The organism is Ruminococcus sp. AM43-6 (genome assembly GCF_003461785.1).
Classification (GTDB): Bacteria; Bacillota; Clostridia; order Oscillospirales; family Ruminococcaceae; genus Hominimerdicola; species Hominimerdicola aceti.
On sequence record NZ_QTXU01000002.1, the window covers coordinates 338,278 to 353,077 of the forward strand.

The following is a 14,800-nucleotide window of genomic DNA, read 5'->3' on the forward strand; positions in this document are numbered from 1 at the left end:
TTTTCAGCAAAAATAGGGACTTGAAATTTTTCTTAAAGTATGCTTTAATAGTAACAACGGCGTTTTACCAAAATGGCAAGCCGAATGACATCGCCTTGAATAAGCGGAGGATATATTCGCATATGTATTCGGGGGAAAAATAAAAAGTAATCAATTTTTATATTATGAAAGGTGGATTTTAACATGAGCGTTAAAGTAATCAACGGACAGGCTATCCCAAATATGCCTTGGCAGGATAAGCCGGCTGACTGCAATGAAGTGATCTGGAGAGATAACAGAAACCCTATCATTCCTAGAAATCTTCTTCCTACATCAAACTCTATCTTCAACAGTGCGGTAGTTCCTTTCGAGGGTAAGTTCGCAGGTGTATTCCGTGTTGACGATAAGGAAAGAAACATGGCTCTCCATGCTGGTTTCTCTGAGGACGGTATTCACTGGAACATCAACCCTACAAGGATCATGTTCGAGCAGGCTGAAAAGTCTACAGAAGAAGTAAATCAGTGGGGCTACGGCTATGACCCAAGAGTATGCTTCATCGAAGACAGATATTGGGTAACATGGTGTAATGCATACGGCTGGAAGCCAACTATCGGCGTAGGCTATACATATGATTTCAAGACATTCTATCAGTGCGAGAACGCATTCCTCCCATTCAACAGAAACGGCGTACTCTTCCCAAGAAAGATCGACGGCAAGTATGTAATGTTCTCAAGACCTTCTGACTCAGGTCACACACCATTCGGTGATATGTACATTTCACAGTCACCTGACATGAAGTACTGGGGCGAGCACAGACACGTTATGGGACCTCTCAAGGGCTGGGAGTCCAAGAAGATCGGTGCAGGTCCTATTCCAATAGAGACAGACGAGGGCTGGCTCTGCTTCTATCACGGTGTTCTTGAGTCTTGCAACGGCTTTGTATACAGCTTCTCAGCTTGCATCCTTGACAAGGAGCAGCCATGGAAGGTTAAGTACAGATGCGGCGAGTATCTCATCAACCCAAGAGAGATCTATGAGTGCGTAGGCGATGTTCAGAACGTAACATTCCCATGCGCAACACTTTGCGACGCTGAGACAGGCAGAATTGCTATTTACTACGGCTGTGCTGACACTTGCGTAGGTCTTGCTTACACAACTGTTGACGCTGTTGTTGACTATGTAAAGAGCCATTCTTCTATCTAATTTCGATCTGATAGACTAACAGAATAGTTTACAAAAGAGCAGAACTTCGGTTTTGCTCTTTTTTGTTGGTGTATAAAAAATCAACGGGCGACCTCAGGTCGCCCCTACATATAAACAGCGTATTTACGCAAATCGTAGGGGCGAACAGCGTTCGCCCGTTTTTATGATGTGATTTTACAGTATCTAATTTATTTAATGCCCTATATTTTTTCAGGTGCGTCCTTTTCGTATTCGGCGAATTGCTTTTCCATATCAGCTTCGCTTTCGCCAACTGAGCACAGTATCTCTTTGAGAAATACTCTGTCCTCAGGCTCTCCTGAAAGCTTTGCACTGTGCTTTTCATAGAAGTATCTCATTTTAAGCACGCTGATAGGGGAAAGCTCCTGCTTTTCTGCGGCTTCGTATGCAGAGTTCACGTCTGTTATGAAAAAGCCCATGCTGTATTCAGGAGCCTCCTCGCATATAGCTTTAAGCATATCTGCTATAAGATCTTCACGGACGTACACCACTCTGCCTGCAGAGTGGAGCATTCGCATTGTGCTGTTGTAGTCTGATACCCTGAGTGTTTTAAGCTCATCACGGCTCAGACCCAGCCATGAAAGGGCAACGGCTGCTGCAGCCTCAGTGTTGGTTTCATGCAAAGCTTTGACCTTATCTTCTATCTGAGAAAAGGAATAGATATATTTTTGTTCCATATTTATTGCCACCTTATGCCTTTATCTTCCTGTATTCCGCCGGAGAGATGTTCTCGTGCTTTTTGAATACAACATAAAAATACGAGCTGTCGCTGAAGCCTGTTTCCGAAGCTATCTCCGCAACTGTCTTTGATGAGTAGGTAAGAAGCTCCTTTGCGTGGCTTATGCGCACTGTGTTTAAATATTCCATTGGTCTTATGCTGAAATTTTTCTTGAAAAGTCTGCAAAGGTGCTGTTCTGACACCCCTGCTACAGCCGCCATGTCGGCGAGCTTTATAGGCTTTGAATAATTCTCCTCGGTATATTTCATGACCTTTGCGACGGCTTCGGAATTTACACGGCTCTTGTATGGGAACTTATCGTCTGAAAGCTTGCGGTATTCAAGAAGCATATCGTAAAGCTGTGCTGAGGCATAATAGTTGCCGTATGCCTTGTCGCTTTTTATGGTGTAATATGCGCTGTCAAAAAGCTTGTGCATACGATCTGCACCACAGTTTAAGAAAACATGAAATTTGTTAAGATCCCATTCTTTCAGCAGCTCGAGAGCCTGTTTGCCGTCAAAGCACACCCAGTCAAGATACCATGAATGAGTCATGGCTCTATATTCGTGGGGACAGTGCGGTGGTATATAGAAAATGCTGTCAGGCATTATTTTTACGGTCTTGCCGTCTACCGTTACCTCACCCTCGCCATCAAGACAGACGAAAAGCTGAGGATAATCATAGCCCTCCGGTCTGCTGACAGGAAACTGCCAGCAGCTCACGCCTATGCCGATGATATAAAATGGCAGAGCTTTTTCAGTTCCTATGACAGGATAGAATTGTTTCTGCATATATTTTCCCCCATATCTGAAGCAGAAAAAAACTGCAATATATTAACATGATAACTACACATTTTATTATAGCAGTGTCGCAATATGTTGTCAAGCAAAAGAATAAATTGCGATAAAATATGAACCAACTGTTGACTTTTTATCCCAACCGTATTATAATAATAAGGAAATGGTGCGAAAGTGCCAAGTCTTATTTTGTGGGGACGTATCTGAAAGGAATTTGTATTATGGAGAACAATGTTATTATTCTTGCCGGCGGACAGGGCAAGAGAATGAAGACCAATATGCCAAAGGCTTTGTGCAATGTTATCGGCGAGCCTATGCTTGAGTGGGTGCTGACAGCCTGCGAGAATGCAGAGCTTGACGATATCTGCGTTGTAAAAGGCTACGAGGGTCAGCAGATAGAGGATTATCTTGCACAGAGAAAGTCAAAGGCTGATATCTGCACTGTTATGCAGGAAGAGCGACTTGGCACAGGTCATGCTGTTATGCAGGCGGCTGATTTCCTTAAAGCTCACGCTGAGGGAAACACACTTATACTTTACGGCGACGCTCCTTTTATCGACGCAGAAACTATCAAGGGTGCGCTGGAGCTTCATACTGAAAAGGACTGCGGCGTAACTGTTGTTACATCAAGAGTTGAGAACCCTACAGGCTACGGCAGAATAATCCGCACTGAGAATGGCATTTCAGGAATAGTTGAGCACAAGGACTGCACACCTATGCAGCTTGCTATCACTGAGATAAACTCAGGTTGTTACTGGTTCAAGACGGCTGATCTGCTGGAAGTTCTTTTCGACATCAAGCCAGAGAACGCTCAGGGCGAGTATTATCTTACAGACTGCATCGAGCTGCTTATTGCAAAGGGCAAAAAGGCTGACGCATTTATTTCTGCAAATCCTCATGTTGCGCTTGGTGCAAATGACAGACGTGGTCTGCTTGCACTCAATGATATCGCAAGATATGAGATAATAGGAAAGTGGCTTGACGAGGGTATCGAGTTCTGCTGCACAGACGGTGTTTCTATCGGAAACAATGTTACTATCGGTCATGGAACAAAGATACACAGCGGAGTTATCCTCAGAGGAAACACCACTATCGGTGAGAACTGCAATATCGGCAACAACTGCATAATAGAGAACACAACTGTAGGAAACGGCGTAAACCTCAACAATGTTCAGGCTTACGAGTCCGTTATCGAGGACGACGTTAAGATAGGACCTTATGTTCAGCTCAGACCTAATTCACACATCAAGAAGGGTGCGAAGATAGGCGACTTTGTGGAGATAAAGAACTCAACTATCGGCGAATACACAGCGGTGGCACATCTTACATACATCGGCGATTCTGACGTCGGCTCAAATGTAAACTTCGGCTGTGGCGTTGTAACAGTAAACTACAACGGTGACAAAAAGTTCAGAACTGTTATCGAGGACAATGCTTTCATCGGCTGTAACACAAACCTTGTTGCACCTGTAAGAGTCGGCAAGGGCGCATACACAGCGGCAGGCTCTACTATCACAACTGATATCCCTGACAACGCACTTGCTATCGAGCGTGGCAGAGAAACTATCAAAGAGGGCTACGCTGAGAAGAAGCTCAAGGCGAGAACAGAAAAGTTCGAGGCTATCCACGGCAAGTCTGAGGAGAAGTAATATACCCAAATATAAGCAAGGCGTTGTAAAAAAACAGCGCTCAAAGAGTCGAGATTTCCTGCTTTTTGGAAATCTCGACTCTTTTTTTATGCCAGATCGCAAAAATAACTATTTTGGCTGAATTTTGGGTATAGCAAACACAGCGGCACAAAAAACTGCGTTTTTGCCGTGTTGAAAATGTGGAAAATATTTTAAATTTATGCCGCTTTTTTTATTGCAGGCTTTTTCAAATGGAATTTATGAAGATTAAAACCACAGCAAATCATCGCAATTTCTAAATTCAAGGCTTTTGATCCTCTTCTGCGAGCTCTGGTATATGACCTGTTCCACTTGATAATGCCGTTTGCACCTTCCGACTGGATACTTCGGTTCATACGCAGCAGTGCTCCGTGAATGCTGTTCAGGTTGCAGAGAACTTCCTTGTGAAACTTTGTCAGTTCTTCATTCAAGCGAATTTTACGGTTCCCTTTGCACTTACAGCATTTTTCTTTTTGCAAACAATTACTGCAATCTTCACATTGATAAAATTCTTCTGTTCTGCCATATTTGTTTCCTCTTACAGGTCTGCTGTAAAGATAATGAAACTTTTTTCCGTTAGGACATATTGGATCGCCATCTGTATCTATCGGAAAATTTACTGCTCTGTACGGATCATCTCGATATTTTTTGTCCTTGCTTTCCTTTTCATACATAGTAAATTTCATGTATTTTTTCATGCCGTGTTCTTCACAATACAGATAATTATTAAAGCTGCCGTATCCTGCGTCTGCTACCGGATATTCAGGATATTTTTCGTATATCTGATTGAACTTTTCTATCAAAGGCTTGAAACATTCCATATCAGACGCATATTGTTTTACGTCGAATACTGCGATATATTCATCACAGACACCTAATTGGATATTGTAGCCCGGAAGAAGCTGATCGTTACCCATATAGTCCTTTTTCATACGCATAAATGTTGCGTCATGATCGGTCTTGGAGTAACTATTGCGTTCATCTCCGCATATCTTTATGTGTTCTGCATACTTTTTTAGCCTTGAAATGTATTCCGAAAGCTTGTCATAATGCCTCTGTTCAATTGTTTTATGATGTCCCCGTCCCCGAATTGCAGTTTCCGGGTCAAAGCCGCAAAGCTTTACATATTGCTGCTGTATTTGCTCTAAATACTCAATAGCATATTCTTCACGAATGCCGAATTTTACGCAGAATGAAGAGATCTTATCATTCATTTCACCAAGCAATTCTGTTATCCTTGCAAATACCTTCAGACGGTTTTTCTCACAGCTCTTTTTCCATACCCAGCTGTATTTGTTTGCGTTGGCTTCTATCTTTGTTCCGTCTATGTAAACGTGGTTGAGGTCAACATTTTCCACCGTAAAAATGTAACTGTTGATATCCGCAAAGATCTCATCTATTTTTCTATTTAGGACATTGTTCATAAAATTGCCTATTGTCGAGTGGCTTGGCGGAGGATTATCCTGCAGCAGCCACATAAAGCGAATATCGGTTTTGCAGAGTTTTTCTATTTTTCGCAATGATTCGTATCCGTTTTCCATAAATGCAAACAGTATTACTTTCAGCAAAATTTCTTCTTCATATCTTGGACGGCCTGTCCTGCGATCCTCAGTCGTCAGGTATTTACTTAGGTCAATATGATTCATCACTTCACAAAATGTATATACCGGGTCAGTTGTTTCAATTATTTTTTCAATTTCTACTGGAAATTTTAATTGATATGGTGTATAATATTCTTGTGGTTGGTTATTCATGATTCTTTAATTATACCACAAAAAAAGACTGCTGTCTTGCTTTTTGGCAAGATCGCAGCCTTTTTTCTTGGGAACTTTTTTTACAGCCCCTTTTTTCCTATTGTAGCTTTGCATAAACCTGCCGGATACGATCAGTTATTCCTGCGTCTGACTCTGTTCAGCAGCAGGAGCGATATCATAAGTATCAAGGGAAATGCGCAGCCTGCGAGCATACCTTTCTGCATATCATCGCCTGCACTCTGGGTGATATTTCCTACAATAGCAGGACCGAGTGCTCCGCCAAGGTCACCAGCCATGGCGAGGAGTGCAAACATTGCAGTTCCGCCGGTGGGTATTTTCCCCGAACAGATGCTTATAGAACCGGGCCACATGATACCTACCGAGAATCCGCACACTATGCAGCCTAGAAGTCCGATTACAGGTATTCCCGACAGGGATGCAGTGGTGTAACAGATCAGACACAGCAGCGCCGAACCTATCATGAATTTCATAAGATCGAGCTTTTCGCCGTACTTCCCGTAAAGTGTACGGCTTATGCCCATCGTCACCGCAAACATACACGGTCCTGCAATATCTCCGACTGATTTAGTCAGTCCGAGAGCGGATTCTGCAAATGCCGACGCCCACTGTGCCATTGAAAGCTCCGAGGCTCCCGCACAAACCATAAGCAGTATCGCAAGCCAGAACAGCGGTACTCTGAGCAGGTCACAGATACGCATTCCCTCGCCGTCCTCGACGGGGTGTGCAATGGGACATACTGAAAAATTGTAAACATTCACCAGCGGAATTATCGCCCAGATACAAGAGAGCCACTTCCAGTTTTCTATGCCGAAAGCAGTAAAAAACAGTGTTGAAATGAGTATGACTCCGACCGAACCCCAGCAGTAGAATGAATGCAGCAGGCTCATTGCAGCTTCTTTGTGCTCAAACGGGCAGGCTTCAACTATCGGACTTACAAGTACCTCGGTCAGACCGCTTCCCATTGCATATATGACCGTGCTTATAATTATTCCTGAAAACGGATCGGGAAGCAGTTCTGGCAGAAAAGCAAGCCCGATAAGTCCAAGCGCAGAAAACACCTGCGAACCGATAACGCATTTCCGATAGCCGATCTTGTCGGCGAAACGTGCGCACAGCACATCTATGATAAGCTGAGTAACAAAGAATACCGACGAGATAAGGGCAATTTTTCCAAACGGAATACCATAGCCATTGTGAAATGTGAGAAATAGAAGCGGAGCGAAATTAGCCGCTATTGCCTGTGTGATGAATCCAAGATAGCAGGATATAAGTGTTTTTCTGTAATTCACAGCCATATTGACAAACTCCTTTACAAATGATATAATCAGATTATATAGTAAATATCGTAATATTTCAATACACAAAATCACATTTTTATTACACAATATCGTAAATCGGGTGAGAACATGGGAAATGAAATCAAAAAGGACAGGATCACAACGGACGAAACCTTACGTGAAACTGCAAGTCACGGCAGCGAAGAATATCCGTTCAGTTACTATTATGAGGACATCTGGGATTTCGATTTTCACTGTATCGACTGGCACTGGCACCCGGAGGTCGAATTTGTTTATGTACAGCATGGCAAGGCTGATTTTCTGGTGGGTGGAAACAGGTATGTTCTAAGTTCGGGCGATGGGATCTTTATAAATTCTCAGGTGATACACAGGTTTGAAGCAGAAGACAGAGCCATCATTCCGAACATTGTTTTTTCACCTGTTCTGCTTGCGCCGCAGGGCAGTCTGATATACAGCAGATACATCAGACCGATAATTGAATCTACTACCGAATGTGTGATTTTTTCCGCTGAAGAAACAGTGCACCACAGCATTATCGAAACAATGAGGTCGGTATTTGCTGTGCAGGGTTCTGGCACGGCTTCTGAAATGGAAACGGTAGAACTGCTGCTGAAACTATGGCGCCTGTTATATGAAAGCATACAAATAACAGACTGCGGCCCCGTGTCCGGGCATTCTGCACAAACGCAGGCTAAGCTTCAGATAATGATGCAGTATATTCATGATAATTACAGCGGTCAGATAACACTGGACGATATTGCAGGAACAGTTCTTATAAGCAAAAGCAGTGTCCTCAATATTTTCAGGATATACCTGCACACATCGCCGATAAATTACGTTGTAGAATACAGACTGAAACGTGCGTCAAAGCTCCTTGTTGATACCGAAAACAGCGTTTGTGCCATAGCGCATGAAACAGGATTTGAGAACATCGGCTATTTCTGCCGCAGATTCAAAAAGCTGTACGGCGTTACACCGATAAATTACAGAAAATACTATCGCAGTGTGGAGCGTAATTCAATGAGAAATATACATTCTGACACAAATGTCCTGTCGGGCTGATGAAATAGCTAAACTTGATAAAAAGATATCAGATTTAAGAGAGTATGACAAAATCTGCAAGCAGAGGAAAGAACGCCTTAATAATACAACTCAGATTATTGATGAGATCTTGTCCGAAGGTTCCGGAACAATCTGCACCGCCAACGGTGGGCTGCCTCCGGAAGACCGAAGAAAGCTCTACTATGATCATATCTTTCTCGTTGCATAATTCTTGTTCGTATAAAATGTGTCAAGTGATATTGACAAAACCAAAGCAACTCTATAGACTTTTTGAGTTCGTATAATTTACTCTATGTAGTTGCTTGAAGTTTATTATACTTCTTTAGTCATCGGTGGAGCAGATGCGGAGGGTTTGATGGTTACTTTTACTGTACAAAATTATTTCCCACAAACCTTTATAAATATGGTATTATAAAAGAAATTAAGATCATAGGAGGAAAACAAAATGGATGATATGCTTGATAAATACAGAGGTTCGCTGGTCGGTGGTGCTGTGGGTGACGCTTTGGGATATGCCGTGGAATTTTGCAGTGAAAGACAAATTTTCAGCGAATATGGAGAAAATGGCATAACTGAATATGCGCTCAAAAATGGCAAAGCCCTTATTTCTGACGATACTCAAATGACGATGTTTACTGCAACTGCGTTGCTGGACGGGATAACAAGGGGCAAGCTTCGTGGGATAATGGGCGACTTTTCGACCTACATGGCATTTGAGTATCAAGGTTGGTATCTGACACAGACCGCAAATTATCCTGTTGATATTGAAGAAAATTATGCGAAATATAGCTGGGTCATGAATTTGCCTGAAATGTTCAGCCACCGTGCACCGGGAAATACTTGTTTGTCAGCCTTGGCGGCAGGGGGAAAAGGTAATATAGAAAAGCCTATAAATAACAGCAAGGGCTGTGGCGGAATAATGCGTGTCGCACCTATCGGGCTATATTTTTCAGAGGGTAAAATGGATATCGCAAGTATTGATAAGATAGGCGCTGAATGTGCCGCTATTACTCATGGGCATGAGCTTGGATATATCCCTGCGGCGGCTCTTGTTCATATGGTCAGTTTGTTGTCCCACAATAATGATATCACACTGCTTGAAGCTGTCACGAGTTCGGTAAGGACAATGCAGCAGATATTTAACAGAGCTAAATATATTGACGATTTTGTGGAATTGATCGAGCTTGCGGTCAAGATTTCACAGTCAGGCGGCAGTGACCTCGACAATATACATAAGCTTGGCGAGGGCTGGGTGGCTGAGGAGACTTTAGCTATTGCAGTGTATTGTTCACTGAGATATCAGGATGATTTTGATAAAGCTGTATGCACAGCGGTTAATCACAACGGCGACAGCGACTCAACAGGTGCAGTTTGCGGAAATATTCTTGGCGCATATCTTGGCTATAATGCAATACCACAAAAGTTTAAGACGAATTTGGAATTTCATGATGTTCTTTTGACCCTTGCAGATGATCTTTACAACGATTGTCAGATGTCTGAATACAGCGATCATGATGACAAAGTATGGCTTGATAAGTATGTTCATAAGACGTATGGAAAGAGGGGATAGGCATTGAGCGAGCGGAATGACGAACTCACAAGACTTAGTTACACCTTGGGCGAGAACACGGAAGACAGGTTTTATGTTTATATGCTGCAAGACGATAATGGAAAGCCTTTTTATATCGGCAAAGGGCAAGGCGGACGAGTGTTTTGTCACGAAAACGACGCTGATAAGCTGTTAGAAGTTATACGCTCAGAAAGCGGAGATAGAAATGTCGATTATTCCAAATTATCTGAGAAAATAAAAACTATCATTAAAAGTAGCGGCAAGGTTGAAAAGGTCATAATAAAATGGGGGTTGACCGAAAATGAAGCATTTATGTGCGAATCTGCGCTTATGAATATGTATGATTACATTTTTCCTGAAACGCTCACCAATATTTCTAATGGTCATGCAAGCAATGCTGAAAAGCACTCTCACGCACTTGACGGATATAAAACGAAAGCGAGAAATGTGCAGGATTTTCTTGATAATGTTGCCATAAGAGAAGTGGATTTCAAAGAATACTGTGGAAATATCCCTGTTGTTTTCATTACAATAAATAAAAGCTATCCGCTTATGCACAAGGAAAAATGTGCCGACTTGCAAAGGGAAGATTTTATATACGATTCAGCAAGGGGCTTTTGGGATATAAACATAAGGCGTACAAGGTATGCAAAATATGTTTTAGCACTTTATAGGCAGATAGTGGTAGGTGTGTATCCTGTTAATGAGGATAGCTGGAGAGTTACAACAGACTTTGATGAAAAGGAATTCCCCATATATCCCAAGAAGTATCGAGAAAACGATAAACTGTTGATACAAAAGAATAGGACTTATGACGAGTACAAACGTCTTGGCGGACAGAATGATGAAAAATGGTTTGATACACGTCGGAAGAGAATCGGTTTTGAAAAGTGCAAGCCTGAGAACAGCGAGGAATATTCGTATCTATGCAAACTAAAAGGCACATATCTCAAGGACAGATTTTTCAAAAACCAAATGTCAGTATATAATTATGACGTGGGCAAGGACGGAAAGCTGAGATTTTACAGTTCTGCAAACTGGTGTTAATAGTGGCAGGCTATTTCAACTTCCATGTTGATAAATGTAAACTTTTTCAGAAAATATGTTGTAATATATGACAATTTGGAATAAGGCTGTAGACAAATGGGACGATTGGCAAGCTGCACAGCATATAGCTAAGAAATATGATGACGGATATCTTCGCAAGAATGAATAGCATAAACAAAAAATAAGCTGCTACAGAAAAAAGTCTGTGGCAGCTTATTCTATTCAGAACAGTCCTAATTTTAACCTATCAATATCAGCTCCTGATATCTGTTTGTACGAATCCATAAGATTTTGAATCATATTTAATGACGAGCGGCTTGAAAAACAGCTGCTGTTTTTTACAGCATACAATAAATACCGTAATTTGCCGAATAGACTTGACAAAAAACATTTAAAATTGTAGAATTAAATATAACTAAGTGATAAAAAATCAATTATTCAGAATTAAAGAGGTGCCGTCAAAATGAAAAATAATTTCAACAAATATTTTTCAACATACTTCATTATAAAGCTTATTACCTACATTATTATGCAGAACATTTTGTTTATTATGATACTAGGAAAACTATCAGTAGACCTTGATGATGATATTACGTGGGTTGTTGTTATCGTTCTGTTGATAGTATTGATATCAGTATTTTTCCTTTTTACTTATACCTCAGCTAAAACAGTAACGAAATTCAGAAGAAATGACTTGCTGATAAAAAAAGACACACCGCACAATTATTTTAAGATCAAAGCAATACTTACGTCTGTTTCATTCTCGCTAAACGATCTGTTTTTGCATTTTAAATTTCGAGAACATTTGCTGTTGGCATATAATGAGGGCGTGAGAAAAATCAGTATGCTCAATTCCAGCAATTCCACATATAGAAATAAACTTCTGAACGATCTTGAAATGTTGAAAGGAAAATATTACAAATGCTCTGTTGCTATCGTGATAGCCATTATGCTATTTCATCTTGTCGGCGGATTATTTTCTGCGAGGACAATGGTCGGCAAATATTATGACGCAGAGAGAGTACACTAGATATGTTTAGGTCGCAAATGGCACGCAGTTCAAGTATATTAAATTAATCAAGACAAAGCATATTTTGGTTGTGGTTTATAAGCATATTACTTCTTCACTGTCACGCTCTTAACAGCCGACCATTCTCCATAATATTTCGTACCCTTTACTACAGTAAAAGAGCGAACCTTGACATAGTATTTCTTGCCAGCTGAAAGCTTGGATACTGTCATTTTGTCGGTCTTGTTGTTTGCAACATCAAGCTTCTTTGCGCCTGTAAACTTAGAGTTTGTGGCGTACTGCACCTCATAACCTGTTGCAGAGCCTTTCTGCGCCCAATCAATAAAGAATGCCTTTGACTTCGCTGTGAGCTTCTGTATCTTCTGCTTGGCAGGGTTTATCTTGAATGTCTTGCTGACAGTTCCGCCGTATTGTCCTTTGCCTGTTATCTTTACTGTGGCTGTTCCTACATTTTTGTTGCTTGAATATGAAACAGTGTAATCTGTGCCGCTTTTAAGCGTCTTGCCGTTGTATTTTACCTTTACGCTCTGCGTGATATTCTTTCCTGTGTATGTCTTTGTAGAAATGCCTGAGATAGCTGACTTTGTAATGTCATACTTTGCAGTGGTAATATTTTTGCTGTCTGACCATGCTCCATAGTATACCTTTTCGCCAACGTTTGTGTAGGAACGTACACGAACATAATATTTATTTCCTGCTGTCAGACCGCTTATGGTGAGAGTATCAGGCTTGTTTGCGGTAAGCTTTTTAACCGTGCTGTCCTTAAAATCAGCATTTGCGCTGTATTCTATCTCATATCCTGTTGCAGAACCTTTCTGCGCCCAGTCTATGAAAAAGCCTTTGAAGCGTGTTTCAAGCTTCTGTATCTGCTGTTTGGCAGGTGCGATAACAAAGCTTTTCTTTATCTCGCCTGTGTATGAGCCTATTCCTGTTATGGTGACATCAACAGTACCAACCTTTGTGTTTGCGGAATAAGAAACAGTATAGTCAGTACCCTCACCAAGGACGACATTGCCATTTTTGATAACTATATTTTGCGTAACAGGCTTACCTGTGTACTCTTTGTCCTTAATACCTGAAACGGCAAGCTCATCAATTTTCACCTGATATATATCATAGGCAATGCCGTTCTTTTTGGCATATTCCTCAGCAGCACTGTTCTTAGCGCAGGTCATTGAGAAGTTTTTATTAAGTGTAAGTTCTGAGCCGAAAGTATAACCAAAAGCCTCAGCGCCTATTTTCTTTACACTTACAGGTATGTATACCTTGGAAAGTGAAGTGCAGTTTTCAAAGGCATAATCGCCTATTTCTTCAACACCATTGCCAAACGTCACGCTTTCAAGGGCTGTGCAGCCGTAAAAGCTCCCATCGTCGATATATTTTACTGTATCAGGAATGACCACTGATTTGATATACTTGTTATTTTCAAAAGGACCCTTTTTTGCTCCAATAGGGTGGAAGCTTGTAGGTTTACCCGCCCAACCTGTCAAGGCTGTGACAGTTAAGCCGTATATTTCAGAGGGTATCACAACGTTCTCATCAGTGCCATTATAGCCTATTATTTCAGCGGTCTTGTTTGCAGCGGTCATGTAAACAAAATCTCCGTATAAGGCATATTCTGTGCTTGAAACTGATGAACTGTCATCGGCATAAGCTGATATTGGCGCAGCCATGCCTGTGAATGTCATTGTTATTGCCGCTAATCCGGCGAGATAGTTTGTTGTTTTCATATTATTAACTCCTTTTCACAATATTTTTCTTTGGTATATTAATTTTCTAAAATGTCTGCTTGACCACAATTCTGGTCACAGTTTTGGAACTGCCTTGTACTGTTGACTTACAAGTTGCATTTTTTGATGAGATACTCACTATCGATGTGATCTTGTTGGTATACGCATACCTTGCGCCGATCTAATCTGTTATTGCAAACTCTTCGCAAGAAGCAAAAACAGATATAGTCATACAACAGGTCAGTATAACTGTCAAAATTAAGCATATAAAATTCTTCATCATTTTCACCGCCTTTCAATTATATAAACCGAAGAAGCAGTGAAAATGGCTGATTGAAATACATAAGTTTGTATGTTTTCACAATTGCACGTATTTGTTTTTATTATTATTGCATAAAAAATGTGCACTCCTTTCCTCAAGATTTTACCTCCTCATATAGTAAAATACAAGTTCGAGTGAATATGTATACACTTTTTCAGAAAAAATATTTTATTTTGTAGAGTTTACCGAATCAGCCATCTTAATTATGTCACTTTTACACAAATCTCCGGTTATTGTATAAGAATATCTGCCATCAGTCCATACAATAGTTGATGTATAGGCATCGTAAGACAGCAGAGCGTCATTGTCATTTATCGATACCTTTTCAGTTGTCCTGTTTTGCGTATCTATCTGATTATTCGTTAATATACTGCTTTGAGTGTACTCGATAAATTCATTATTAGAAGAATAATCAATGATAAGCATAGTTTCTTCTTGAATTCGGTCCTGTTCAGCAAATCCATTCGGGATATATGTTGGTTCACAACACACAAAAGCATCTGTAAGATCATCGGCTGGAACATCCCCATGTACATTCCAGACATCAGTATTATTATCATTGCTGCTTGCAAACAAACCAACAA

12 protein-coding genes are annotated in these 14,800 nt (G+C 41.0%); 6 read left to right on the top strand and 6 right to left on the bottom strand.

The window, feature by feature from the left end; all coding sequences use genetic code 11:
- Window positions 1–183 precede the first annotated feature (183 nt).
- Entirely contained in the window at window positions 184–1,182 is a 999-nt protein-coding gene (locus DW938_RS03230; RefSeq protein ID WP_022288676.1) for a glycoside hydrolase family 130 protein, read from the top strand.
- A gap of 200 nt (window positions 1,183–1,382) precedes the next feature.
- Here DW938_RS03230 and DW938_RS03235 read toward each other — a convergent pair whose 3' ends face one another.
- Together DW938_RS03235 and DW938_RS03240 are read right to left on the bottom strand one after the other, a co-directional pair.
- Window positions 1,383–1,877: a hypothetical protein gene (locus DW938_RS03235; protein WP_118123858.1), complete on the bottom strand. Its 495-nt coding sequence runs from the start codon at window positions 1,875–1,877 to the stop codon at window positions 1,383–1,385.
- A gap of 13 nt (window positions 1,878–1,890) precedes the next feature.
- On the bottom strand, window positions 1,891–2,709 hold the full coding sequence (locus DW938_RS03240) for an AraC family transcriptional regulator (protein ID WP_118123859.1): 819 nt from the start codon (window positions 2,707–2,709) through the stop codon (window positions 1,891–1,893).
- Between the two features lie 227 nt (window positions 2,710–2,936).
- Here DW938_RS03240 and glmU point away from each other — a divergent pair, with 227 nt between their 5' ends.
- On the top strand, window positions 2,937–4,364 hold the full coding sequence (glmU, locus tag DW938_RS03245; RefSeq protein ID WP_117896554.1) for a bifunctional UDP-N-acetylglucosamine diphosphorylase/glucosamine-1-phosphate N-acetyltransferase GlmU: 1,428 nt from the start codon (window positions 2,937–2,939) through the stop codon (window positions 4,362–4,364).
- Window positions 4,365–4,561: 197 nt separating this feature from the next.
- Here glmU and DW938_RS03250 read toward each other — a convergent pair whose 3' ends face one another.
- Together DW938_RS03250 and DW938_RS03255 are read right to left on the bottom strand one after the other, a co-directional pair.
- Window positions 4,562–6,136, bottom strand: coding sequence for an IS1182 family transposase (locus DW938_RS03250; protein WP_118123860.1), 1,575 nt, complete (start codon window positions 6,134–6,136; stop codon window positions 4,562–4,564).
- A gap of 131 nt (window positions 6,137–6,267) precedes the next feature.
- Window positions 6,268–7,452 carry an MFS transporter gene (locus DW938_RS03255; RefSeq protein WP_118123861.1) on the bottom strand — a complete coding sequence of 395 codons (1,185 nt, stop codon included), beginning with the start codon at window positions 7,450–7,452 and terminating at the stop codon, window positions 6,268–6,270.
- Between the two features lie 111 nt (window positions 7,453–7,563).
- On the opposite strand from DW938_RS03255, the gene DW938_RS03260 reads away from it, so the two are divergent.
- The 4 genes from DW938_RS03260 (at window position 7,564) to DW938_RS03280 (ending at window position 12,164) form a co-directional block, all read left to right on the top strand.
- Window positions 7,564–8,517, top strand: a complete 954-nt coding sequence (locus tag DW938_RS03260) for an AraC family transcriptional regulator (RefSeq protein WP_118123862.1) — start codon at window positions 7,564–7,566, stop codon at window positions 8,515–8,517.
- Window positions 8,518–8,962: 445 nt separating this feature from the next.
- Window positions 8,963–10,087, top strand: coding sequence for an ADP-ribosylglycohydrolase family protein (locus tag DW938_RS03270; RefSeq protein WP_242992348.1), 1,125 nt, complete (start codon window positions 8,963–8,965; stop codon window positions 10,085–10,087).
- A gap of 3 nt (window positions 10,088–10,090) precedes the next feature.
- A complete protein-coding gene (locus tag DW938_RS03275) occupies window positions 10,091–11,134 on the top strand; it encodes a GIY-YIG nuclease family protein (RefSeq protein WP_118123864.1) in 1,044 nt (347 codons plus the stop codon).
- 463 nt (window positions 11,135–11,597) lie between these two features.
- A complete protein-coding gene (locus tag DW938_RS03280) occupies window positions 11,598–12,164 on the top strand; it encodes a hypothetical protein (protein WP_118123865.1) in 567 nt (188 codons plus the stop codon).
- An 86-nt stretch (window positions 12,165–12,250) separates the two neighbouring features.
- Here DW938_RS03280 and DW938_RS03285 read toward each other — a convergent pair whose 3' ends face one another.
- Together DW938_RS03285 and DW938_RS03290 are read right to left on the bottom strand one after the other, a co-directional pair.
- Complete coding sequence (locus tag DW938_RS03285) at window positions 12,251–13,894, bottom strand: leucine-rich repeat protein (protein WP_118123866.1); 1,644 nt, start codon at window positions 13,892–13,894, stop codon at window positions 12,251–12,253.
- Between the two features lie 490 nt (window positions 13,895–14,384).
- Window positions 14,385–14,800, bottom strand: a 416-nt coding sequence (locus tag DW938_RS03290; RefSeq protein WP_147342355.1) for a DUF4367 domain-containing protein, incomplete at its 5' end; no start/stop codon positions are given.

Coding starts and splice junctions, on each gene's coding strand:
- DW938_RS03230 (WP_022288676.1), top strand. CDS start 184: ATGAGCGTTAAAGTAATCAACGGACAGGCTATCCCAAATATGCCTTGG.
- DW938_RS03235 (WP_118123858.1), bottom strand. CDS start 1,877: ATGGAACAAAAATATATCTATTCCTTTTCTCAGATAGAAGATAAGGTC.
- DW938_RS03240 (WP_118123859.1), bottom strand. CDS start 2,709: ATGCAGAAACAATTCTATCCTGTCATAGGAACTGAAAAAGCTCTGCCA.
- glmU (WP_117896554.1), top strand. CDS start 2,937: ATGGAGAACAATGTTATTATTCTTGCCGGCGGACAGGGCAAGAGAATG.
- DW938_RS03250 (WP_118123860.1), bottom strand. CDS start 6,136: ATGAATAACCAACCACAAGAATATTATACACCATATCAATTAAAATTT.
- DW938_RS03255 (WP_118123861.1), bottom strand. CDS start 7,452: ATGGCTGTGAATTACAGAAAAACACTTATATCCTGCTATCTTGGATTC.
- DW938_RS03260 (WP_118123862.1), top strand. CDS start 7,564: ATGGGAAATGAAATCAAAAAGGACAGGATCACAACGGACGAAACCTTA.
- DW938_RS03270 (WP_242992348.1), top strand. CDS start 8,963: ATGGATGATATGCTTGATAAATACAGAGGTTCGCTGGTCGGTGGTGCT.
- DW938_RS03280 (WP_118123865.1), top strand. CDS start 11,598: ATGAAAAATAATTTCAACAAATATTTTTCAACATACTTCATTATAAAG.
- DW938_RS03285 (WP_118123866.1), bottom strand. CDS start 13,894: ATGAAAACAACAAACTATCTCGCCGGATTAGCGGCAATAACAATGACA.